The organism is Halomonas sp. LBP4 (assembly GCF_003202205.1).
Lineage (GTDB): Bacteria > Pseudomonadota > Gammaproteobacteria > Pseudomonadales > Halomonadaceae > Halomonas > Halomonas flagellata.
The window spans coordinates 161,179-185,365 of sequence record NZ_PDOG01000002.1 but is presented as its reverse complement, the minus strand read 5'-3'; the positions used below and the strand labels follow the sequence as shown (position 1 = coordinate 185,365).

Annotated in this window: 16 protein-coding genes; 3 read left to right on the top strand and 13 right to left on the bottom strand. The window is 68.0% G+C overall.

The features are described 5' to 3' along the window. Nucleotides 1-2: 2 nt before the first annotated feature. The 11 genes from kdsA to pilM all read right to left on the bottom strand — a co-directional run bounded on the left by kdsA (nucleotide 3) and on the right by pilM (nucleotide 16,188). Nucleotides 3-860, bottom strand: a complete 858-nt coding sequence (gene kdsA / locus CR157_RS07870; RefSeq protein ID WP_110283456.1) for a 3-deoxy-8-phosphooctulonate synthase — start codon at nucleotides 858-860, stop codon at nucleotides 3-5. A gap of 14 nt (nucleotides 861-874) precedes the next feature. Then, nucleotides 875-2,530 carry a CTP synthase gene (locus CR157_RS07865; protein WP_110283006.1) on the bottom strand — a complete coding sequence of 552 codons (1,656 nt, stop codon included), beginning with the start codon at nucleotides 2,528-2,530 and terminating at the stop codon, nucleotides 875-877. A gap of 671 nt (nucleotides 2,531-3,201) precedes the next feature. Then, nucleotides 3,202-4,620, bottom strand: coding sequence for an FAD-dependent oxidoreductase (locus CR157_RS07855; protein WP_110283004.1), 1,419 nt, complete (start codon nucleotides 4,618-4,620; stop codon nucleotides 3,202-3,204). A gap of 24 nt (nucleotides 4,621-4,644) precedes the next feature. Beyond that, the gene (gltB, locus tag CR157_RS07850; protein WP_110283455.1) at nucleotides 4,645-9,093 is read right to left on the bottom strand and encodes a glutamate synthase large subunit; all 4,449 of its coding nucleotides are present in this window, start codon (nucleotides 9,091-9,093) and stop codon (nucleotides 4,645-4,647) included. A gap of 475 nt (nucleotides 9,094-9,568) precedes the next feature. Continuing rightward, complete coding sequence (aroB, locus tag CR157_RS07845; RefSeq protein WP_110283003.1) at nucleotides 9,569-10,675, bottom strand: 3-dehydroquinate synthase; 1,107 nt, start codon at nucleotides 10,673-10,675, stop codon at nucleotides 9,569-9,571. Between the two features lie 4 nt (nucleotides 10,676-10,679). Continuing rightward, nucleotides 10,680-11,222: a shikimate kinase AroK gene (gene aroK / locus CR157_RS07840; protein ID WP_110283002.1), complete on the bottom strand. Its 543-nt coding sequence runs from the start codon at nucleotides 11,220-11,222 to the stop codon at nucleotides 10,680-10,682. Then, nucleotides 11,222-13,309, bottom strand: a complete 2,088-nt coding sequence (pilQ, locus tag CR157_RS07835) for a type IV pilus secretin PilQ (protein ID WP_110283001.1) — start codon at nucleotides 13,307-13,309, stop codon at nucleotides 11,222-11,224. Before pilQ ends, aroK begins: the two co-directional genes overlap by 1 nt. A gap of 95 nt (nucleotides 13,310-13,404) precedes the next feature. Further along, nucleotides 13,405-13,935, bottom strand: coding sequence for a pilus assembly protein PilP (locus CR157_RS07830; protein WP_110283000.1), 531 nt, complete (start codon nucleotides 13,933-13,935; stop codon nucleotides 13,405-13,407). Further along, nucleotides 13,932-14,558, bottom strand: coding sequence for a type 4a pilus biogenesis protein PilO (locus CR157_RS07825; RefSeq protein ID WP_110282999.1), 627 nt, complete (start codon nucleotides 14,556-14,558; stop codon nucleotides 13,932-13,934). The genes CR157_RS07830 and CR157_RS07825 overlap by 4 nt, the downstream gene beginning before the upstream one ends. Then, a complete protein-coding gene (locus CR157_RS07820) occupies nucleotides 14,555-15,130 on the bottom strand; it encodes a PilN domain-containing protein (RefSeq protein WP_110282998.1) in 576 nt (191 codons plus the stop codon). The genes CR157_RS07825 and CR157_RS07820 overlap by 4 nt, the downstream gene beginning before the upstream one ends. After that, nucleotides 15,127-16,188, bottom strand: a complete 1,062-nt coding sequence (gene pilM, locus CR157_RS07815) for a type IV pilus assembly protein PilM (protein ID WP_110282997.1) — start codon at nucleotides 16,186-16,188, stop codon at nucleotides 15,127-15,129. The genes CR157_RS07820 and pilM overlap by 4 nt, the downstream gene beginning before the upstream one ends. A 265-nt stretch (nucleotides 16,189-16,453) precedes the next feature. Here pilM and CR157_RS07810 point away from each other — a divergent pair, with 265 nt between their 5' ends. After that, nucleotides 16,454-18,982, top strand: a complete 2,529-nt coding sequence (locus CR157_RS07810) for a penicillin-binding protein 1A (RefSeq protein ID WP_110282996.1) — start codon at nucleotides 16,454-16,456, stop codon at nucleotides 18,980-18,982. A 98-nt stretch (nucleotides 18,983-19,080) separates the two neighbouring features. Then, nucleotides 19,081-19,845 (top strand): DUF481 domain-containing protein, encoded by a 765-nt coding sequence (locus tag CR157_RS07805; RefSeq protein WP_110282995.1) that lies wholly within the window; start codon nucleotides 19,081-19,083, stop codon nucleotides 19,843-19,845. 88 nt (nucleotides 19,846-19,933) lie between these two features. On the opposite strand, the gene CR157_RS07800 is transcribed toward CR157_RS07805, so the two are convergent. Together CR157_RS07800 and rpmE are read right to left on the bottom strand one after the other, a co-directional pair. Next, nucleotides 19,934-21,202: a malic enzyme-like NAD(P)-binding protein gene (locus tag CR157_RS07800; protein ID WP_110282994.1), complete on the bottom strand. Its 1,269-nt coding sequence runs from the start codon at nucleotides 21,200-21,202 to the stop codon at nucleotides 19,934-19,936. Nucleotides 21,203-21,465: 263 nt separating this feature from the next. Next, nucleotides 21,466-21,681, bottom strand: a complete 216-nt coding sequence (gene rpmE, locus CR157_RS07795) for a 50S ribosomal protein L31 (protein WP_110282993.1) — start codon at nucleotides 21,679-21,681, stop codon at nucleotides 21,466-21,468. Nucleotides 21,682-21,701: 20 nt separating this feature from the next. Between rpmE and CR157_RS07790 the strand changes: the two genes are divergently transcribed. Further along, nucleotides 21,702-24,074 carry a primosomal protein N' gene (locus CR157_RS07790; RefSeq protein WP_110282992.1) on the top strand — a complete coding sequence of 791 codons (2,373 nt, stop codon included), beginning with the start codon at nucleotides 21,702-21,704 and terminating at the stop codon, nucleotides 24,072-24,074. Nucleotides 24,075-24,187: the final 113 nt, after the last annotated feature.

The following is a 24,187-nucleotide window of genomic DNA, read 5'->3' as shown; positions in this document are numbered from 1 at the left end:
TGTTATTGGATCTCGAGCGGCGCGAACCCCTTCACCAGGTCATCGATGGCCTTGAGCTGGGTGAGGAAGGGCTCGAGCCTGTCCAGCGGCAACGCACAGGGGCCGTCGCACTTGGCGTTGTCGGGGTCCGGATGGGCCTCCAGGAAGAGCCCGGCCAGCCCCACGGCGACACCGGCACGAGCCAGCTCGGCGACCTGGGCGCGACGGCCGTCGGCGCTGTCGGCCCGCCCGCCGGGGCGTTGCAGCGAGTGGGTGACGTCGAAGAACAGCGGATAGCCGGTCTGCTTCATGTCACCGAAGCCGAGCATGTCGACCACCAGGTTGTTGTAGCCGAAGCTCGAACCCCGCTCGCAGAGGATCAGGCGGTCATTGCCGGCCTCCTCGCACTTGCGGATGATGTGGCGCATCTCGTGGGGCGCCAGGAACTGCGGTTTCTTGATGTTGATCACCGCCCCGGTCTCGGCCATGGCCACCACCAGGTCGGTCTGGCGAGCCAGGAAGGCCGGCAACTGGATGATGTCGGCGACCTCCGCCGCCGGGGCGGCCTGCCAGGGCTCGTGTACGTCGGTGATCACCGGCACCTCGAAGCGCGCCTTCACCTCGGCCAGGATCTCCAGCCCCTTCTCCAGCCCCGGGCCGCGGAAGGAGTGGATCGAACTGCGGTTGGCCTTGTCGAAGCTGGCCTTGAACACGTAGGGCATGCCGAGCCGGCCGGTGACCTCGACATAGGCCCCGGCGACCTCGAGGGCGAGCTCCCGGGACTCGAGCACGTTCATGCCGCCGAACAGCATGAGCGGCAAGGAATTGCCGGCGGTGAGGCCGGCAAAGTCGATGTGACGTTCGGATCTGGACGCGGTCATGACAGGCATGGGCCTCACTCCTGGTGCGAGGGCTGGACACGGGTACGTGCCGCCTTGTGCTCCAGCGCCGCATTGACGAAGCCGGTGAACAGCGGATGGCCGTCACGGGGCGTGGAGGTGAACTCCGGGTGGAACTGGCAGGCCACGAACCAGGGGTGGTCCGGCAACTCGACCATCTCCACCAGGGAATTGTCGACGCTCTTGCCGGAGACCACCAGGCCGGCCTTCTCCAGCGCCTCGACGAACTGGTTGTTGACCTCGAAGCGATGACGGTGACGCTCGACGATCTCGTCGGCGCCATAGGCCTCGCGGGCCCGGGTGCCGGCCGCGAGGTGACAGATCTGGCCGCCCAGCCGCATGGTGCCACCCAGGTCGGAGGCCGCATCGCGCAGCTCGATCTTGCCCTCGGCGTTGATCCACTCGGTGATCAGGCCCACCACCGGATGCTGGGTGTCGTGGGTGAATTCGGTGGAGTTGGCGTCTGCCCAGCCGGCCTTGTTCCGGGCGAACTCGATCACCGCCACCTGCATGCCGAGGCAGATGCCGAGGTAGGGAGTGCCGCTCTCGCGGGCATAGCGGGCGGTGGCGATCTTGCCTTCCACCCCGCGCTCGCCGAAACCGCCGGGGACCAGGATCGCGTCCTTGCCGGCCAGGCGCTCGGTGCCGTGGCGCTCGATGTCCTCGGAGTCGATGTAGTCGACGTTGACCTTCACCCGGGTCTGGATACCGGCGTGGATCAGCGCCTCGTTGAGCGACTTGTAGGCGTCGAGCAGCTCCATGTACTTGCCGACCATGGCGATGTTGATCGACTTGAGCGGGTTGAGCTTGGCGTCGAGGACGTGCACCCACTCGCCGAGGTCGGCCTCGTCGGCCGTGAGGCGCAACTTGTCGCAGACGATCTCGTCGAGGCCGTGCTCGTGGAGCATCAGCGGGATGCGGTAGATGGTGTCGGCATCCTGCAGCGGGATGACCGCGCGCTCTTCCACGTTGGTGAACAGCGCGATCTTGCGGCGCTCGGCTTCCTCGAGCTCGACCTCGCTGCGGCAGATCAGGATATCGGGCTGGATACCGATGGAGCGCAGCTCCTTGACGCTGTGCTGGGTCGGCTTGGTCTTGGTCTCCCCCGCCGTCTTTATATAAGGCACTAACGTAAGGTGCATGAAGATCGCCCGGCTCGCGCCCAGCTCGCTTCTGATCTGGCGGATCGACTCCAGGAAGGGCAGCGACTCGATGTCGCCGACGGTGCCGCCGATCTCGACGAGTGCCACGTCGAAGCCCTCGCCGCCGGCATAGACACGACGCTTGATCTCATCGGTGATGTGGGGGATCACCTGCACGGTGCCGCCCAGGTAGTCGCCGCGGCGCTCGCGACGCAGCACGTGCTCGTAGACCCGCCCGGTGGTGAAGTTGTTGCCCTGGGTCATCTTCGTGCGGATGAAGCGCTCGTAGTGACCGAGGTCGAGGTCGGTCTCGGCGCCATCCTCGGTGACGAACACCTCGCCGTGCTGGAAGGGGCTCATGGTGCCGGGATCGACGTTGATGTACGGATCCAGCTTGAGCATGGTGACCTTGAGGCCGCGCGCCTCGAGAATCGCCGCCAGCGAGGCCGACGCGATGCCCTTGCCGAGTGAGGACACAACGCCGCCGGTCACGAAGATATATCGTGTCATGGAGAACCTGTCGAAACGTGATCATGAGGCGTGGCAGGAAACCGCGCCAGGATGGGACGACAGACTAGCAGAATACGACCAATGGCTCAATTTTGGCCAGGCCAGAGGAGGCCATACAGGAGCAGGGCTGGCTAGCGAAGCGACTTCGCAAGGATGCTGACAGAGAGCGAAGCGGCTAGCGGCGATCGACAGGGATGTCGATCGAGGGCCGGCAAGAAGGACGTTGTTCCGGCCCGACGCGCAAGTCGCAAGCGAGATGTCAGGGTTTCGTCCTTGTGCGTCGTGAGTCTGCCAGCGTTGCTCCGGTGGCCAGCACCCGCGGCTGTTCCGGCGACAGGTCTTCGCGGAGGCGCTGTGAACCCCTCCCTGGGCGCTACCTTTTCCCTGCGGCGCTCTCGCATCCTGCTCCGCTTGCAGGACCAGGGTTGGCCATCCATGGCCAACCCGTTCGGCGGGAAGAACATCCACCGGATGTTCTTCTCCTTCCGCCTCACCCCTGGAAAAGGACCTCCGCTCCGACCCGTCCCCGGCGCCGCTCACCCTTGGTGGAGCCATCGCGCTCGAGCTTCGAGCTTCGAGCTTCGAGCTTCGAGCTTCGAGCTTCGAGCTTCGAGCTTCGAGCAGCATGATATTTCCGAACGGCTCGCTGCCCGAAGCCCGTTGCCCGCTGCTTATACGCCCAGGTAGTCGAGGATGCCCTCGCCGGCCTGGCGGCCCTCGTAGATGGCGGTGACCACCAGGTCGGAGCCGCGCACCATGTCGCCACCGGCGAAGATCTTCTCGTTGGTGGTCTGGAAGGCATAGGCGCCCTCTTCCGGCGCCTTGACCCGGCCGCGCTCGTCGAGCTCGATGCCCACGGTCTCGAACCAGGGCGCCGGGCTCGGCTGGAAGCCGAAGGCGATGACCACGGCATCGGCGGGGACGACCTCCTCGGAGCCCGGCACCACCTCGGGGCGCTGGCGGCCGTTCTCGTCGGGCTCGCCCAGGCGGGTGCGCACCACCTTGACGCCCTCGACCTTGTCCTCGCCCACCACCGCGACCGGCTGGCGGTTGAACAGGAACTCGACGCCCTCCTCGCGGGCGTTGGCCACCTCGCGACGCGAGCCCGGCATGTTCTCCTCGTCGCGACGATAGGCACAGGTCACGCTCGCCGCGCCCTGGCGGATCGAGGTGCGGTTGCAGTCCATGGCGGTGTCGCCGCCACCCAGCACCACCACCCGCTGGTCCTCGAAGGTGATGTAGTCGCGGGGATCCTTCTCGAAGCCCAGGCAATGGTTGACGTTGGCGATCAGGAAATCGAGCGCCTTGTGCACCCCCGGCAGGTCCTCGCCCGGGAACCCCCCCTCCATGTACTTGTAGGTACCCATGCCGAGGAAGACCGCGTCATACTCCTCGAGCAGGGTGTCGAAGGCGATGTCGCGGCCGATCTCGACGCCGAGACAGAACTCCATGCCCATCTCCTCGAACACCGCCCGGCGGCGCTCCATGACGTTCTTCTCGAGCTTGAACTCGGGGATGCCGAAGGTCAGCAGGCCCCCGATCTCCGGGTACTTGTCGAACACCACCGGCTTGACGCCGTTGCGCACCAGGATGTCGGCGCAGCCGAGCCCCGCCGGGCCGGCCCCGATCACCGCCACCTTGCGGTCGGTCCAGGTCACCTTGGACATGTCCGGGCGCCAGCCCATGGCGAAGGCGGTATCGGTGATGTACTTCTCCACCGAACCGATGGTCACCGCCCCGAAGCCGTCGTTGAGGGTGCAGTCCCCCTCGCACAGGCGGTCCTGGGGACAGACCCGGCCGCACACCTCGGGCAGGGTATTGGTCTTGTGCGACAGCTCGGCGGCCTCGAGGATGTTGCCCTCGGATACCAGCTGCAGCCAGTTGGGAATGTAGTTGTGAACCGGGCACTTCCACTCGCAGTAGGGGTTGCCGCAGTGCAGGCAGCGATGCGCCTGGCTGGCCGCCTCCTGGGGCTTGTAGGGCTCGTAGATCTCGGCGAACTCCCGCGAGCGGGTCCGCGCTTCCTTCTTCTTCGGGTCCTGGCGACCCACGTCGATGAACTGGAAATCGTTGCTTAGACGGTTTGCCATGGTCTCTGCTCCTCTCTGCCTGGCTTACTCGGGACGCCGACGGGATTCAGCGAGCAGGCCATTGAGGCTCGCTGCCTTGGGCTTCACCAGCCAGAAGTGGCGAATGAAGTCGCTGAAGTCCTCGAGGATCGCCTGGCCCCGGGCAGAGCCGGTCTCGGCGACGAACTCCTCGACGACCTCCCGCAGGTGACGCCGGTAGGCCTCCATGGCCTCTGTGTTCACTCGGTGGATCTCCACCAGTTCATGGTTGTACTTGTCGACGAAGGCGCGGTCCTCGTCGAGCACGTAGGCGAAGCCACCGGTCATGCCGGCACCGAAGTTGACCCCGGTCTCGCCGAGCACGCAGATCATGCCGCCGGTCATGTACTCGCAGCAGTGGTCGCCGGCTCCTTCGATCACCGCATGGACGCCGGAGTTGCGCACCCCGAAGCGCTCGCCGGCGGTGCCCGCGGCGAACAGCTTGCCGCCGGTGGCGCCGTACAGGCAGGTGTTGCCGATGATCGCCGTCCGGTGGCTCTCGAACCGACTGCCCGCCGGCGGCACGATCACCACCTTGCCGCCGTTCATGCCCTTGCCGACGTAGTCGTTGGCATCGCCCTCCAGGTAGAGGTGCAGGCCGCGGGCGTTCCACACGCCGAAGCTCTGGCCGGCCACGCCCTTGAAGCGCGCGGTGATCGGCGCGTCCTCGAGCCCCTCCTCGCCATAGCGCTTGGCGATGGCGCCGGAGGTCAGCGCCGCCACGGAGCGGTCGCAGTTGGTGATGGTGAACGCGAACTCGCCACCGGACTTCGACTCGATGGCATCCTTGAGCGCCTCGAGCACCTCCTGGTTCTTGGCACCCGGGTCATGGGGCACATTGCGACTGACCCGACAGAACTGCGGGGCGTCCTCGGGCACGAAGTCGTTGGCGAGCAGCGGCGTCAGGTCGAGGTTGCGCTGCGACGGCGTGATGCCCTCGAGCACCTCGAGCAGGTCGGTGCGCCCGATCAGGTCGGTGAGCCTCCTCACCCCCAGCATGGCCATCAGCTCGCGCACCTCCTCGGCGATGAAGCGGAAGTAGTGCTTGACCATGTCGACGGTGCCGCGGAAGTGCTCGTCGCGCAGGTAGTCGTGCTGGGTAGCGACGCCGGTGGCGCAGTTGTTGAGGTGACAGATGCGCAGGTACTTGCAGCCCAGCGCCACCATGGGCGCGGTGCCGAAGCCGAAGCTCTCGGCGCCGAGGATCGCCGCCTTGACCACGTCGAGGCCGGTCTTCAGGCCACCGTCGGTCTGCAGGCGAATCTTGTCGCGCAGGCCGTTGATGCGCAGCGCCTGGTGTACCTCGGGCAGGCCCAGCTCCCAGGGAGAGCCGGCATGCTTGATCGAGGTCAAGGGGCTCGCCGCGGTGCCGCCGTCATAACCGGAGACGGTGATCAGGTCGGCATAGGCCTTGGCCACGCCGGTGGCGATGGTGCCGATGCCGGGCTCGGAAACCAGCTTCACCGACACCTGGGCATCCGGGTTGACCTGCTTGAGGTCGAAGATCAGCTGCGCCAGGTCCTCGATGGAGTAGATGTCGTGGTGCGGCGGCGGCGAGATCAGGGTCACGCCGGGCACCGAGTAGCGCAGCCGGGCGATCAGGTCATTGACCTTGCCGCCGGGCAGCTGGCCACCCTCGCCGGGCTTGGCGCCCTGGGCCACCTTGATCTGCAGCACCTCGGCGTTGACCAGGTAGGCCGGGGTGACGCCGAAGCGCCCCGAGGCGATCTGCTTGATCTTGGAGGAGCGAACGGTGCCGTAGCGGGCCGGATCCTCGCCGCCCTCGCCGGAATTCGAGCGACCGCCGGCCTCGTTCATGGCCTGGGCCAGGGCCTCGTGGGCCTCCGGCGACAATGCGCCCAGCGACATGCCGGCGCTGTCGAAGCGCGGGATCAGCTCCTCGATCGCCTCGACCTCGTCGAGCGGCACCGCCTCGGCGGCCGGCTTGAGCCTGAGCAGGTCACGAATGGTGGCCGGCGCCCGCTCGTTGACCAGCGCCGCGAATTTCTTCCACTTGGCGTAGTCGCCCTCCTGCACGGCCTGCTGCAGGGCCATCACCACGTCCGGGTTGTAGGCGTGGTACTCATGGCCGTGCACGTACTTGACCAGGCCGCCCTGGGAGATGCCCTTGCGGGGAATCCAGGCATCGCGGGCGAGCCACTCCTGCTGCAGCTGCAGCTCGGCGAAGCCGGTGCCCTCGATGCGCGAGGCCATGCCGGTGAAGCACAGCTCCATCACCTCGGAGGCAAGGCCCACGGCCTCGAACAGCTGGGAGCCGCGATAGGAGGCCAGGGTCGAGATGCCCATCTTGGAGAGGATCTTGAACAGCCCCTTCTGCAACCCCTTGCGGTAATTCTCGCGGGCATCGGCCGGGTTGCCGACCAGCTCGCCGGTGCGGTGCATGTCGGCCATGACCTGGTAGGCCAGCCAGGGGAAGACGGCGGTGGCGCCCACCCCGAACAGCACCGCCATCTGGTGGGCGTCGCGGGCATAGCCGGTCTCGACCACGAGATTGGCCCGCGGGCGCAGCGCCAGGCGACCCAGGTGGTGGTGCACGGCACCGACGGCCAGGGCGGCGTGGATCGGCAGCTGCCCCTGCGCGAGGTTGGCATCCGACAGCACCAGGACCACCTTGCCGTCGCGCACCGCGGCCTCGGCCTGGCGACAGAGCTCGACGATCGCTCCCCTGAGGCCGGTCTGCTCGGGGTCATAGCCGAGCGACAGGACATGACTGGCGAAGGCGGGATCGTCCTGGTCCACCAGCGCGGAGAACTTGCGCGGCGAGAGGACCGGCGTCGTCAGGATGATGCGGTGGGCGTGGCCGGGGGTCGCCTGGAAAACGTTGAGCTCGGGCCCGATGCAGGTCTCCAGCGACATCACGATCGCTTCGCGCAGCGGGTCGATGGCCGGGTTGGTGACCTGGGCGAACTTCTGGCGGAAGTAGTCGGTGAGCAGCCGCTGCTTGCCCGACAGCACCGCCATGGGGGTGTCGTCGCCCATGGAGCCGACCGCCTCCTGGCCACTCTCGGCCAGCGGACGCAGCAGCTGGTCGCGCTCCTCGAAGCTGATCTGGAACATCTTCTGCTGCACGTTCAGCGCATCGACGCTCATGGTCTGGAAGCTGGCGAGTTCGGTGAGCGCGGACTCGAGGTAGTTGGCCTCCTGCTTCAGCCAGCGCTTGTAGGGATAGGCGGACTTGAGGCGTTCGTCGATGTCGCTGGTGTGCAGCACCTCGCCGGTCTCGGTATCCACGGCCAGTATCTGGCCCGGGCCGACGCGCCCCTTGGCAACCACGTCCTCGGGCTGGTAGTCGTAGGTGCCGATCTCGGACGCCAGGGTGATGTAGCCGTTACGGGTGATCACCCAGCGGGCCGGACGCAGGCCGTTGCGGTCGAGCATGCAGACCGCCTGGCGACCATCGGTCATCACCACCCCGGCCGGGCCGTCCCAGGGCTCCATGTGCATGGAGTTGTACTCGTAGAAGGCGCGCAGGTCGCCGTCCATGATCTCGACGTTCTGCCAGGCCGGGGGCACCATCATGCGCACGGCACGGTGCAGCTCCATGCCGCCGGTCAGCAGCACCTCGAGCATGTTGTCCATGCTCGAGGAGTCGGACCCGGTGGTATTGACGATCTCCTCGAGCTCGGCGATGTCGGGCAGCCGCTCGTTGACGAAGTTCTCCTTGCGCGAGTTCGCCCAGCCCCGGTTGGCCTCGATGGTGTTGATCTCGCCGTTGTGGGCCAGCAGGCGGAACGGCTGGGCCAGCGGCCAGCGCGGTGCGGTGTTGGTGGAGAAGCGCTGGTGGAAGACGCAGATGGCGGTCTCCAGGCGTTCGTCCCCCAGGTCGCGGTAGAAGGCCGGCAGGTCCACCGGCATCACCAGCCCCTTGTAGGAGACCACCTCCGGCGACAGCGAGCAGACATAGAAGTCCTCGTCGTCGCGCAGCGCCTGCTCGGCACGCCGGCGGGCCATGTAGAGATCCACGTCGAAGTTGCCGGCATCTTCGCCACCCGGCTCGACGAACAGCTGGCGGATGCGCGGCAGGCAGTCCAGGGCCATGGGGCCGCAGACGCTCGGGTCCACCGGCACCTCGCGCCAGCCCAGCACCTTCAGGCCACGGGCCTCGAGCTCGGCCTGCAGGGTCTCGCGCCCGCGGCTCTCGCGGGCATCGTCGTCGGGCAGGAAGACCGCGCCGACCGCATACCGGCTGCCCAGCTCGACCCCGAGGGACTCCTGTGCCACCTCGCGCATGAAGGCATCCGGCATCTTCAGCAGCAGGCCGCAGCCGTCGCCGGTCTTGCCGTCGGCGGCGATGCCGCCGCGGTGGGTCATGCAGGTCAGGGATTCGATGGCGGTCTTGAGAAGGTCGTGACTGGCCTGCCCTTCCATATGGGCGATCAGGCCGAACCCGCAGTTGTCACGGAACTCGCCGGGCTGGTGAAGACCTCTGTTCATGGGCATGCCTCGGATAGGGATGTTTCTTTCTCAGCCAATGCGTGATATTCTATTTGGTTTTCTTTTTATCATTGTCACCATCGAGTGCATCGACTGCGCGGCAAAAAAGGCTAACAAGGATAGCGAGCCTGGTAGCCTCCACGCAATCACCCCGCCCCTCCCGCACCTCGAAAAACGATGGCAAATCCGGAACTTGCGACTCCGTTTCGGAAAAAACCCCCAACAAGTCAACGACTTGCAAACCCCTTAAGCGGTTTTTAAACGAACGGGGCGGAGCATTAGACTTTAGTCTAAAATGCCGCATCGACTCCATGCCGATCCGGCATACCGCATACGGATTGATGTATCGCCAGGGATCGCCGGACGGGTGACCGCCGCGCTGCCGGGCAGTGCCACCCCCTGGAAACCGCGCAGAGACGACGACGCCCGCACGTGGCGGGCGTCGACGACAGCGATCACGGGGGCTCACCGGGATTCAGCGGCGCGGGAACTCCGCGAGCAGCGCCGTCAGCGTCTCGGCGGGCGTCTCGTCATGCACGCAGGCATCCCCCAGGGCACGCAGCAGGATCAGCCGCAGACGACTGTCGAGGTTCTTCTTGTCCAGGCGCATGATGGCGAGGAAGTCGTCGACCGCCATGTCGGCCGGCACCGCCAGCGGCAGGGCCGCGGCCTCGAGGATGGCGCGCACCCTCGCCACCTCGGCCTCGGTAAGCCAGCCCAGGCGCTGCGAGAGCTCGGCGGCCATCAGCATGCCGGCCCCCACCGCCTCGCCGTGCAGCCACTTGCCGTAGCCCTGGTGCGCCTCGATGGCATGCCCGAAGGTGTGCCCCAGATTGAGCAGCGCCCTCACCCCCTGCTCGGTCTCGTCCTCGGCGACGATCTCGGCCTTGAGCGCACAGCTGCGCTCGATGGCGAGGGTCAGGGCCGCAGCATCGAGGCCGCGCAGCGCGTCCATCTCCGCCTCCAGCCAGGCCAGGAAGTCGGCATCGCGGATCAGGCCGTACTTGATCACCTCGGCGAGCCCGGCCGAGAGCTCCCGCGGCGGCAGGGTGGCCAGGGTGTCGGTGTCGATCAGCACCGCCCGGGGCTGCCAGAAGGCGCCGATCATGTTCTTGCCACGCGGGTGATTCACCCCGGTCTTGCCGCCTACCGAGGAGTCCACCTGGGCCAGCAGGGTGGTCGGCACCTGGACGAAGGCCACGCCGCGCTGGTAACAGGCCGCGGCGAAGCCGACCATGTCGCCGATCACCCCGCCGCCCAGGGCGACCAGGGTGCAGCGACGGTTGAAGCCGGCCTCGAGCAGGGCGTCCCAGATGCGACTGACGCTCTCCAGGGTCTTGGTCGCCTCGCCGTCGGGCAGCACCAGCTCGCGCACCTCGAGACCCTCCGGCAGGCCCCGCCTGACGCCCTCCAGGTAGAGCGGCGCCACCGCCTCGTTGGTGACGACCATCACCTGGCGCCCGGCCAGGTAGGGGGCCAGCCACCGGGAGTCGCCGAGCAGGCCGGGGCCGATATGGATGGGGTAACTGCGCTCGCCCAGCGCCACCTGGAGGGTGCGCGGGGCGTCCGGGGAGTCGGTCATGGGGTCAGGCCTTGCATTGCAGGGGATCGACCAGGCGCGTGACGCGCCGCACGATCTCGTTGACCACGGCCCGCGGACCGCGGCGGTCGGTACGTACGATGATGTCGGCGGTGGCGCGGTAGAGCGGGTCGCGCAGGGCGAACATCTCGCGCAGCACCTGCTCGCGGTCGCCGCGCTGCAGCAACGGCCGGTTGCGGTCCTTGGCGGTACGCCTGAGCTGCTGCTCCACGGTGGTGAAGAGGTAGATCACGGTGCCGCGGTCGCGCAGGGCACGGCGATTCTCCTCGCGCAGCACCGCGCCACCCCCGGTCGCGATGACCACCCCCTCGAGGTGGGTCAGCTCGTCGATCATCTGGGATTCGCGCTCGCGAAACCCCGCCTCGCCCTCGACGTCGAAGATCCAGGGGATGTCCGCGCCGCAGCGCGCCTGGATCTCGTGATCGCTGTCGAGGAAGTCGCGTGACAGTTCGGCCGCCAGCAGGCGGCCAATGGTGCTCTTGCCGGCCCCCATGGGGCCAATCAGTATCAGATTGGGTAAGTCCAGCATCAGCGAATGGCCAGGCCGTCCTCCAGGATTCTGGGAGTGATGAAGACCAACAACTCCACTTTCTCGTTACTGCTCTCGTTGAACCGGAAAAGCCGCCCAAGTACCGGAAGGTCGCCGAAGAACGGGGTCTTGGCCAGCCGGGTCAACTCTTCGGTGGTGAGTATACCACCCAACACGACGGTCTCGCCGCTGTCGACCAGCACCTGGGTCTCGATTTCGCTCTTGTTGATGGGCGGCTCCTCACCGGCTCTGAATTCGCCGAAAGTGTCATTGGTGATGAGCACATCCATGATGATGCGGTTGTCCGGGGTGATCTGCGGGGTCACCTCCAGCGACAGCACCGCCTCCTTGAACTCGACGGTCGCCGCTCCACTGGCCGAGGCCTCGCGGAAGGCGCGCTCCTGGCCCTGCTTGATCACCGCGGTGCGCTGGTTGGCGGTGATCACCCGTGGCTGGGAGATGGTCTGGCTCTTGTTCTCGCTCTCTAGCGCGCGCAGCTCGAGATCGAGAAGGATATCGCCGGCAAGATAGCCGAAGCTGAATGCGGAAAGCGGGCTTTCAGCGCCCAGGTCCACGGCCAGTGCGCCACGGGCGCGGTTCAACCCCTGAGGATTGATGTCACGACCGACATTATCAATGACATTATTCACTTCTCTGGGGGATAGGTCTTCGCCCGGCCTCTCGCGCTCGCGAAAACCACGGGTAGATGACGCGCCCCAGTTTACCCCCAGTTCCTGGGTGACGCCTTCACGGGCGATGACGATGCGCGCCTCGATCTGGACCTGGCGCACCGCGACGTCGAGCTGGTCGAGGGTACGCAGGATCTCGTCGATCTGCTCGGCGGTGTCCTGGATCAGCAGGGTGTTGGTGCGCTGGTCCACGGCCACCCGGCCGCGCTCCGAGAGCAGCCCGAACCCCTCACCGCCGCGCAGCAGTTGCGCCAGGTTGTCCGCCTTGGCATAGCGCACCTGGACATACTCCGAGGTCAGCGGCGCCAGGGTCTCCATCTGGCTGCGCGCCTCGAGCTCCTGGCGTTCGATGTCGGCGAGCTCGTCGGCCGGTGCCACCACGATGACGTTGCCCTCCTGGCGGCTGGCCAGGCCATGGCTCTTGAGCACTAGGTCCAGCGCCTGGTCCCAGGGCACGTCCTGGAGGTTGAGGGTCACGCGCCCGGTGACGCTGTCGCTGGCCACCAGGTTGAGACCGGTGAAGTCGGCGATGATCGCCAGCACCGAGCGGACCTCGATGTCCTGGAAGTTGAGAGTGATGCGCTCGCCGGTGTAGGCGAACTGGTCGCGGACGCGCTGCTCGCGTTCCGCCTGGGTCACCGGCTGGGCCTCGATGGTCAGCCGGCGGCCGCTCTGGGTGGCGACCATGGCGAACTCGCTACTGGCCTCGATGTCCAGGGTCACGCCGTCGCGGCCGACCCGCGGCGTGATGCGCCGCAGCGGGGTACCGAAGTCGCTGACGTCGTAGACCTGGTTCAGGGCGTCGGGCAGCTCGACGCCGCGCAGGTCGGCGGTGATGCGATGGCGGCCGGCTTCGCGCACCCGCGCGTCGACGCCGGCACGGTCGAAGGTGACGATCAGCCGCCCGGCCCCGCCGTCGCCGCGGCGGAAGTCGATGTTCTCGATGCCGGGACCACCGGCACTGGCCGGTGCCGGGCGCGATTCGCTGCCCGGGGCGGCCTCGGCGACCGGGGTGGCCACGCCGCCACCGATGGAGAGCCGCAGCCGGTCACCCTGCTGACGGGTGTTGTAGGGCAGCGGCCCCGCCAGGTCGAAGACCAGCCGGGTCCGGGAGCCGGCCTCCAGGGCGGTGACCTGCTCGACCCCGCCGATGCCGAGGTCGAAACGACGCTGATCGAGCCGACTGGAGGTATCCATCAGGTCGATGGTCAACCGGGCGGGATCGTCGAGCCGGTAGCCACGCACCTCGGGCACCGGTCCGGTGAAGCTCAGGTCCACCTCGAGCTCGCCGCCGCTGCCCTGGCGGAAGTCCAGCTCGTCCAGGGTGGAGGCCGCCAGGGCCACCGAGGAGGCCGCCAGCAGCACCAGTGCCGCGAGTCCACGTATCGTCTGTGTCATCGTTCCCTTCCCCCGCTGCAGTGTCGCCCGCCCCTGCGCGGCGCGACGACACCCCTGTTATCGGTTCTTCAAGCGCTGTCAGTCGTCAAGCGCTGTCAGTCATCCAGCGACAGTCGCGTGCTGCGCTCGATCCAGCCACCGCGCCCCGTCGGCACCACTTCGACCAGTTGCACCGAGGCGCCCGTGATGCTGACGATGCGCCCGAAATCGCTGCCCAGGTAGTCGCCGACCCGCAGGCGATGCACCTGGCCGTCCGGTGCCCGCACCAGGGCCGAGGGTTGCCCACCCACCTGCAGGGTGCCCACCAGGTCGAGCTCGCCGAGCCCGTAGGCCTCCAGCGGCTCACGGGCCCGGGTCATGTCCGGCGCCAGGCCCTCGGAGCCCCGGGGCGGCTGTTCCGCCTCCGGCAGCTGGGCGATGAAGGGGCTGCGCCGGCCGGCCTCGTCATAGGGCACCGCCTCGTACTCGGGAATCTCGGGCAGCTCCACCCGCGGCACCTGGCCGGGGTCGTTGCGGATCGCCGCGAGCTCGCGATCGAGGTCGCCCAGCTCGGGATCGGCACAACCGGCCAGCAGCATCACCAGCAGGCCGCCGGCGGGCCCCAACACCCTGCGCGCCGCGCTCATGGTGCCTCCTCCTCGCTCGGCCGGTAGCTGTAGGTCCGGGCCAGCATCGACAACTGCAGACGCTGGCCGCTGCCGCCTTCGGCGGGCGCCAGGGTGAAGTCGTGCTGGGTGACGATGCGTGGCAAGCCAGCGACACCCGCCAGGAAGGCCGCCACCCTATGGTAGTCACCCTGCACCTGGATATCGAAGGGCTGCTCGATGTAATGCTCCTGTGTCACCGGGCTGCGCAGGCGAATGGAGTCGATGGCCAGCTGGTTGTCGATGGCCGTTTCGCTGATGTCGTCGATCAGCGACGGTATCTCGGCACCGCTGGGCAGCATCTCCCGCAGTGTCTCCATGCGTGCCTCTAGCCTGGCCATCTCTTCACGCATCACGGGCAGGTTGGCGGCCTGGGAAGCCTTGCTCTGGTAGTCGCGCAGCAGCTGGCGCTCCTCGGCCCGCATCCGGTCCAGCTCCTCGGCGCTGGGCGCCGCCAGGTACCAGTGCATGCCGGCGAAGGTCAGCCCCAGGGCCAGCAGGCAGCAGATCAGCTGCAGCGACCAGGGCCAGCCGCCGGCCTCCTTGATGTCCAGTTCGCGCCAGTCCAGTGCGCGCAACCGGCGCAGTTCCCCCTTGAGGCTCATGGCACCTCCTGTGCATTCTCGCCCGGATCGCCGGCCGGCATGTGCTGGCTCATGCTCAGGCTGAAGCGGCGGCGCTGACCATCTTCCCCGGTTTCCACCTCGGAGAGCACCGGTACCGAGAAGGCGTCGGTCGCCGCCAGGGCGCGCAGCTGGTCGGAGACCTGGCGATTGTTCTCGGCCAGGCCGACCAGCCGCAGGCTGCCCTGCTCACGAGAGAGCCGGGTGTAGTGCACGCCGTCGACCAGGCTGGTGACGAGATCGCTGAACACATGGACCGTCTGGGCGCGCCCCATCTGCAGGTCGGTGAAGACCTGGACCTGCTCGAGCATGCGCTCGCGGATCGCCTCCAGCTCGCTGAGCTCGAGGATGGCGGTGTCGAGCTGCCGGCTCTGGGCCTGGATATGGGCATTGCGCTGCTGCTGGGCCTCGAGCTGCTGTTCGTAGTGCCAGGTCATGCCGTAGCCGCCGCCGAGCCCCAGCACCGCCATCAACCCCAGCGCCAGGAAGAAACGCTTGCTGCGCCGGGCGCGAACCTCCTCCCGCCAGGGCAGCAGATTGATCTCGATGGTCATGGGCGGGACCTCATCGCCAGGCCGCAGGCCGTGAGCATGGCCGGGGCGTCACCGGCCAGGGTCTGCACGTCGATGCGGGTGTTGACCTTCATGCGCTGCAGGGGATTGGCGATCACCACCTCCATGCCGCTTTCCTGGCCCAGGCGCTCGGCCAGGCCGGGGATCACACTGGAGCCACCGGCCAGCACCATGCGCCGCACCTCGTGCTTGCGTCCGGCGGTGTAGTAGAGTTGCAGGGAACGGCCGACCTGTTGCACCAGGGTGTCGAGGAAGGGGTCGAGCACACTGCGCTGGTAATCCTCGGGCAATCCCCCGCGCTTCTTGGCCAGGCCCGCCTCTTCCAGACTCAACCCGTAGCGATTGCGGATCTCCTCGGTGAGCTGGCGACCGCCGAAGACGGTATCGCGGCTGTAGACGATGCGCCCTTCGCGCAGTACGTGGAAGGCATTCATGGTGGCACCGATGTCCACCAGGGCGACGCAGTCCTCCTCGCCCCCGGTGACCGGCAGCTGATGGCGCAGCTCGGTGAAGGCACGCTCCATGGCGAAGGTCTCCACATCCACCGCCCCGGGGGTCAAGCCGGCCTGCAGCAGGGCGTCGGTCAGCTGGCCGACGTCCTGCTGGCGACAGGCCACCAGCAGCACGTCCTGCTGGTCACCGTAACGGGCATTGAGGCCCAGCCGCTGGAAGTCGAAGGCGACTTCGCTGAACGGAAAGGGGATATGCTTGTCGGATTCGAGTTGGATGCGCGCCTCGATCTCGTCGTCGTTGAGCGAGGCGGGCAGGGTCAGGGTCTTGGTGATCGCCGCGCTGGCCGGCACCGCCACCGCGGCGCGGCGCGAGTTCGGCCGGGCCTGCTGGACCGCGCGCGCGAGGGCGTCGACCACTTCGCCCATGTCGCGGATCCGCCGCTCGACCACCGCGCCCTCGCGCAGGGGACGGACGGCATAGCTGTCGACCTGGTAGTGGGCGCCGGTCCGCTTGAGTTCGATGAGCTTGACGGTGGCCGAGGTGATATCGACACCGATCAGTCCCTTGCCGGATGCTCTGAGTCGCATCTAGGTCATGCCCCTGCCTGATCCATGCGGCTTGCCGCTCATTATGGTATTTCATCCCTCGGCGTGGGAGGAATGGATGATGGAAATCATACCCCGCTCTGTAATCAGAGGTTACATGATATTGCCAACCCACACACGGCAAACCCTGTCGCCAAACATCAACGCTGGTGGCCGCCCGCCCAGCTTCCTATAATGGCGGCGCAAAGGAAAACCCCCTATATCGCCGCCAGACTGCTCCAGTTCTCATCACGGATACCGCGATTTCATGAAGTTTCTCAGAACCCTGATCTTTTCGGCCGCGTGGCTGCTGGTCTCGCTCACCGCCGCCACGGTCCTGAGCGTGGTGGGTGCCGCCCTCTATTTCGCTCCAGGCCTGCCCGATGTCCGCCAGTTGCAGGACTTCGAGCTGCACACCCCGCTGCGCATCTTCACGCGCGACGGCAAGCTGATCGGCGAGTTCGGCGATGAGCGCCGCATGCCCGTAGAGTTCGACGAGATCCCGCCGGAGATGGTCCAGGCCCTCCTGGCGGCCGAGGACTCGGGGTTCTTCGAGCATCGCGGCGTCGACCCCCGTGGCCTGGCCCGGGCCGCCTTCGAGCTGGTCTCCAGCGGCGGCGACATCCAGTCCGGCGGCTCCACCATCACCATGCAGGTGGCGCGCAACTACCTGCTGACCCTCGACCGCACCTTCACCCGCAAGATCCGCGAGATCCTGCTGGCCCTGCAGATGGAGCAGATCCTCTCCAAGGAGGAGATCCTCGAGCTCTACGTCAACAAGATCTTCCTCGGTCATCGCGCCTATGGCATCGCCGCGGCGTCCGAGACCTACTACGACCGCCCTCTCGGCGAGCTGACCCTGGCCGAGAAGGCGATGATCGCCGGCCTGCCCAAGGCACCCTCCTCCTTCAACCCGCTGGCCAACCCCGAGCGCTCGCTGATCCGCCGCAACTGGATCCTGTTCCGCATGCGCGAGCTGGGCCATATCGACCAGGCGGCCTACGACGAGGCGGTGCAGGCGCCGATCACCGCCCGGCGCCACATCACCCGCCCGGAAGTCGATGCCGAGTACGTGGCCGAAATGGCTCGCCAGTTCGCCCTCGAGCGCTTCGGCGAGGAGGCCTACACCGGAGGGTATCGCATTCACACCACCCTCGACAGCGACCTCCAGCCCTACGCGCAACGCGCCCTGGCCGATGGCCTGATCGCCTACGACACCCGCCACGGCTGGCGCGGCCCCGAGGAGCGCGATATCCCGCCGAGCCTGGTGGAGGCCCAGGAACGCACCGAACGCCAGGGGCTCGAGGAGGAGCTGTCCGAGTCACCCGAGGTGATGCAGACTGCCCGCCGCGCCGCCGAACGCAGCCAGACCGAGATCGAGGGCATCGACGGCGACGTCAGCAACTGGTTGCAGGTGCTCGAGCGCACTCCCGGGTTCGGCCCGCTGCAACCGGCCATCGTGGTGGCCAGCGAGGGCCGCGAGATGCAGGTCATGGCCCGCGGCGGCGAGCTGCATACCATCGACTGGGACGGCCTGAGCTGGGCTCGCCCCCATCTCAGCCCCAGGAGTCGCGGCCCCGAGCCGGGCTCCGCCGCCGAGATCGCCGAGCCCGGCGACCTGGTGCGCATCCTCGCCCGGGAAGACGGCAGCCATCGCCTCTCCCAGCGCCCCGACGCCGAGGGCTCGCTGGTGGTGATGGAACCCGACACCGGCGCCATCCTCGCCCTCCAGGGCGGCTTCGACTTCAACGCCAGCAAGTTCAACCGCGCGGTGCAGGCCCAGCGCCAGTCCGGCTCGATCTTCAAGCCCTTCGTCTACCTGGCCGCCCTCGACAGCGGCCTGATGACCGCCGCCAGCGTGGTCAACGACGCCCCGGTGGTGCTGGAGGACGGCAGCAACGAGCTGTGGCGCCCGGTCAACTCCAGCCGGGACTTCCTCGGTCCCACGCGACTGCGGGTGGCCCTGGCCCGTTCGCGCAACCTGGTCACCATCCGCGTGCTGCAGCAGGTCGGCATGGATGCCACCCTCGACTTCCTCAAGGGCTTCGGCTTCGCCGAGGGTCGCCTGCCCAATGGGCTGTCGCTGGCGCTGGGCAGCGCCGACCTGACACCGCTGGAGATGACCAATGCCTATGCGGTACTGGCCAACGGCGGCTTCCAGGTCTCCCCCTGGTTCATCGAGCGCATCACTCGCGGCGACGACAGCAACGTGCTGGACGAGGCGCTGCCGAAGGTCGCCTGTCGTGACTGCCGCGATGGCCAGAGCGAGGTGGAGGTCGAGGGGCGTCGCCACCCGGTGGCCCCGCGCGTGGCCGACCCCACCGCCATCTACATCCTGCGCGACATGCTGCGCGACGTGATCGAGAACGGCACCGGTCGCGCCGCCCTGGAACTGGATCGCGACGACCTCGTCGGCAAGACCGGCACCACCAACGGCTACCGTGATGCCTGGTTCGCCGGCTACAACAGCGATCTGGTGGCTACCGTCTGGGTGGGCAAGGACGACAACGAGACCATCGCCGAGTACGGCGGCAATGCCGCCCTGCCGATCTGGATCGACTTCATGGGCGCGGCCCTCGAGGGCCGCGCCGAGGCGATGCCCAGCCCCCCGGCCGACCTGGTGACCGCCCGCGTCGACCCCCAGACCGGCCGACTCCTGCCTGACGGCGAGACGGGCGGCATCAGCGAGATCTTCCACCCCGACCACCTGCCCGACTACCAGTCGCGGCGCGTCGACCGCGAGGTCGAACAGCGCAGCGGCTCGCAGGGCACCGGCGCCTACGAGGCCATCTTCTGAGACAGCGCGCCAGGCGGCAGGGACGCCGCCCCTTTCATCTGCCAACCGCGAGCGCCGCCTTCGGCGGCCCCGACAACAGGCAACCCACGGAGACCGACATGCCGCGTCTTGCGACGAGCCGCTCCCGACCCTCATGGTGGGCACTGTGCGGCCTGCTGGCGGCCGCCGGCAGTGCACAGGCCAGCCCCTTCTATGCCCCGCCGCCGCCCGAAGAGGACGCCAAGTCCTTCAGCGGCGACGCCGAGCTGGGCTATACCCGGCTTTCCGGCAACACCGACAACCAGACCCTGATCGGCAAGAGCCGCCTGACCTGGCTGACCGGCCGGTGGACCCACACCCTGCGTGGCGAGGCGCGCAACGTCGCCCGCAACGGTGAGACCAGTGGCGAGCGCTACCTGCTGTCCGGGCGCGAGCGCTACGACCTCGAGGGGCCCCACTACCTGTTCGGCTTCGCGCGCTGGGAAAAGGACCGCTTCAGCGGTTTCGACCTGCAGTTCACCACCATCGGCGGCTATGGCCGTGACCTGGTCGACACCGAGCGCCAGCGACTCTCGCTGGAGGCCGGTCCGGGCGTTCGCCACGACCGCATCCAGGAGGAGGAGAACGAAACCCTGGCGGTGGCCTACGGCGCCATGGCCTACGAGTACGAGATCTCCGACACCTCGGCGCTGACACAGGAGCTCTCGCTGGAGGGCACCGACGACAACACCACCTCCCGTTCGCTGTCGTCGCTCACCGCCCGCCTCAACTCGCACCTGGCGCTGAAGCTCTCCCACGAGATCAAGCACAACTCCCAGCCACCCGAGGCCGCCATGGCCCGCACCGACCACACCACCAGCGCCTCGGTGCTCTACGACTGGTAGCCGCTGGCCATGTCAGCAGCCACGAACGACGCCGCCGGCCCGAGGGCCGGCGGCGTCGTGTCGCGGGTCTAACGTCGGTCAGCAGCGGTCATCCACCATAGACGTCGTCCACGGTGGCCAGCGGGTAGTGGGAAGGATAGGGCTTGCGCGCCACCCCGGAATCCACCGCCGCCTGGGCCACCGCCGAGGAGATGCGCTCGAGCAGGCGCACGTCCACGGGGGTCGGGATGATGTACTCGGGGCCGAAGCTCATGCTCTCCTGCTCGTAGGCCTCCAGCACCGCCTGGGGCACCGGCTCGCGGGCCAGGTCCTTGAGCGCATGCACGGCCGCCACCTTCATCTCCTCGTTGATGCGGGTCGCCCGCACGTCCAGGGCCCCGCGGAAGATGAACGGGAAGCCCAGCACGTTGTTGACCTGATTCGGGTAGTCGGAGCGACCGGTGGCCATGATCACGTCGGGGCGCGTCTCGTGGGCCAGCTCGGGATCGATCTCGGGGTCCGGGTTGGTGCAGGCGAAGACCACCGGCGTCGGGGCCATCTTGCGGAGATGGTCGGCGGTCATCAGCCCCGGGCCGGACAGGCCGACGAACACATCGGCGCCGTCGATGGCGTCATCCAGGGTGCGCTTGTCGGTGTCGACGGCGAACATCGCCTTGTACTGGTTGAGATCCTCGCGCCCGGTATGGATCACGCCCTTGCGGTCGAGCATCACGATGTTCTCGGGGTGTGCCCCGCAGGAGACTAGCAGCTTCATGCAGGCGATCGCCGCGGCACCGGCGCCCAGGCAGACGATGCGCGCGCTGTCCAGCGACTTGCCGGCGATGTCCAGGGCATTGAGCATGCCCGCCGCGGTGACGATGGCGGTGCCGTGCTGGTCGTCATGGAAGACCGGAATGTTGCACTGCTCGATCAGCGCCTGCTCGATCTCGAAGCACTCCGGCGCCTTGATGTCCTCGAGGTTGATGCCACCCCAGGTATCGGCGATGCGTGCCACGGTGTCGATGAACGCCTGGGGGCTCTCGGCGTTGACCTCGATGTCCACCGAGTTGATGCCGGCAAAGCGCTTGAACAGCACGCCCTTGCCCTCCATCACCGGCTTGCTCGCCAGCGGCCCGAGATTGCCCAGGCCGAGGATGGCGCTGCCATCGGAAATCACCGCCACCAGGTTTCCCTTGCCGGTATAGAGGTAGGCATTTTCCGGATCACGGGCAATCTCGCGGACAGGCTCGGCCACGCCCGGGCTGTAGGCCAGGGACAGATCCCGAGCAGTGGCGGTGGGCTTGGTCAGTTCCACCGACAGCTTTCCGGGAATGGGATTCGCGTGGTAGTCAAGCGCCGCCTTTCTTGAGTCTGTCATGCTCTCGATCCGGTCAGGTGATTTAGGGGGCAGCCAGAGTATAGAAAAAACTTCCACACCTCAACTGGGCAGATTTTCCCACCTTTTGTACGCTCGTTTGATGGCGTTTGCAGACATTTGTTGCAACTTATACCCGATACGATCACCCATAATGCATCGCTTATCATGCCGCCACCAGGCGCAGGAGAAAAAAAGACCCGCCTCGATGGGCGGGTCTCTCTCGACGGTCGACCTCGACGGCCGGGACCGTGACGGGGCGATGATCAGCCCCGCTTGATGGCGGCACCGAAGCGCTTGTTGAAGCGCTCGACGCGACCGCCGGTGGTCGCCTGCTTCTGCTTGCCGGTGTAGAAGGGGTGGCACTGCGAGCAGACGTCCAGGGACAGGTCGTGACCCACGGTGGAGCCGACCTCGAAGGTGGCGCCGCAGGAACAGGTCGCGGTGACCGTCTTGTAATCCGGGTGGATACCTTGTTTCATCTTGAGCCTCATGAAGCTGTATGCCGCCACCTGATCCGCTGCCAGGCACCGCATACGGGTTTCTGTCGACGTACAAACCGGTTTTGCCGCCACGCACCCCCTGGGGGCCCGTGGAGGCGGGGCATTCTAGCAGAGCCGACGCCGGAGGCCAATTGTCCAATCCCCCCCGCCCCAGCACGCCCCGCGTGCTGGGTATCGCCATTCCCTCGCCGCTGCGCCGCCTGTTCGACTATCGCCCCTGCCGGGAGACCCCGCCCGGCGGCTGGCAGCCGGGGCTGCGCGTGCGGGTGCCCTTCGGCCGCCGCCAGCTGGTGGGCGTGGTGATCGAGTGTCGCGACGACAGCGAGCTGCCGCTGACCGATCTCAAGCCGGTGGACACCTGCCTGGACGGCACCCCGCTGCCCGCCGACTGGCTATGGCTGTGCCGCTTCACCGCCCGCTACTACCAGCACCCCCTGGGCGACACCCTGCACCAGGCCATGCCGGTGCTGCTCCGCCAGGGCCGCCCCCTCGAAGCCCGGACCCGTGAGCGCTGGCAGCCCACCCCCGCCGGCCTGGAAACCGACCCGCCGGGGCTCGCCCGCGCGCCACGCCAGGCCGAGCTACTGGAGATGCTGCGCCAGCACCCCCACGGCCTCGGCACCCAGGCGATTCTCGCCCAGTCGTTCACCCGCGAGCAGCTCCGCGCCCTGGCCGACAAGGGCCTGGCCGGCGCCCGCGAGGAGCCGCTCACCGCCCCCTGGAAGGCCGGGGAGCCACTGCTCGCCGAGCCCGCCCTGCCGCTCAACAGCGAACAGGCCACGGCCCTGGCCGCCCTCCACGAGCGCCTCGACGACTACCACCCCTGCCTGCTCGAGGGGGTCACGGGCAGCGGCAAGACCGAGGTCTACCTGCAGCTGATCGAGGCGGTGGTGGGCCGTGGCCGCCAGGCCCTGGTCCTGGTCCCCGAGATCGGCCTCACCCCCCAGACCCTGGCCCGCTTCCGCCAGCGCTTCCGGGTCCCGGTGGTGGCGCTGCACTCGGGGCTCACCGACAACGAGCGCCTCGACGCCTGGGAGGCCGCCGCCAGCGGCCGCGCGCCCATCGTCATCGGCACCCGCTCGGCGCTCTTCACTCCCCTTGCCCGGCCCGGGGCGATCATCGTCGACGAGGAGCACGACGGCTCCTTCAAGCAGCAGGATGGCCTGCGCTACCACGCCCGCGACCTCGCCGTGGCCCGTGCCCACCACCACGGCATCCCCCTGCTGCTGGGCAGCGCCACCCCCTCGCTGGAGAGCCTGGCCCGGGCCCGCAGCGGCGACTGGCGCCACCTGTCGCTGACCCGCCGCGCCAGCCGCCACGCCCCGGCCCGCCTCGAGCTGGTCGACCTGCGCGGCCGCCGCCGCCAGGGTGGACTCATCCCCCCGGTGATCGAGACCATCCGCGAGACGCTCACCGCCGGCCACCAGGTGCTGGTGTTCATCAACCGCCGCGGCTTCGCCCCCACCCTGGCGTGCCACGCCTGCGGCTGGCTCGCCGAGTGCGACCACTGCGACGCCCGCATGACCCTGCACCGCCAGCCGCCGCTGCTGGCCTGCCACCACTGCGACCGTCGCCGCGCCCTGCCCGATGTCTGCCCCGGCTGCGGAAGCGGCGACCTGCGTCCCCTGGGCAGCGGCACCGAGCGCACCGAGGAGACCCTGGCGGCGCTGTTCCCCGAGGTGCCGGTACACCGCATCGACCGCGACAGCACCCGGCGCCGCGACGCCTTCGAGCGGGTGCTCACCGAGGTCCGCCGCGGCGAGCCCTGCCTGCTGGTCGGCACCCAGATGCTGGCCAAGGGACACCACCTGCCCCACGTCACCCTGGTGGTGGTGGTCAACGCCGACGCCGGCCTCTATGCCAGCGACTTCCGCGCCCTGGAGCAGAGCGCCCAGCTGCTGGTGCAGGTGGCCGGACGCGCCGGGCGTGCCGACCACCCCGGCCGGGTGCTGGTGCAGACCCTGCATGGCGACGACCCGCACCTGCGGCGACTGTCGGAGCAGGGCTACGCCGCCCTGGCCGACCAGCTGCTGGAGGAGCGCCGTGCCGCCGGCCTGCCGCCCTTCCGGTTCCTGGCCCTGCTGCGCCTCGAGAGCCCCCGGGAAGAGGCGGTGAACGCCCTGGGCGGCCAGGCCGCCGAGGCCCTGCGGCGCTGGATCGGCGAGCGCAGCCTGGCGGTGGACTGCCTGGGCCCGGTGCCCGCCCCCATGGAGCGGCGCCAGAACCGCTACCACCTGCAACTGATGCTCGCCAGCTCGCGCCGCAGCATGCTGCACGAGGCCGGCGCCGGGCTGGTCGCCTGGCTCGAGGCCACGCCGGAGGCCCGCCGGGTGCGCTGGTCGCTGGATATCGACCCGCAGACGCTGAGCTGAAAGCCGTAAGCCGTAAGCCGTAAGCCGTAAGCCCGAAGGCTGTTGTCAGCGCCTCTGATGGCAAAGGCTTTCTCTTATAGCTTAAAGCTTATGGCTTACAGCTCCGGGCGAAG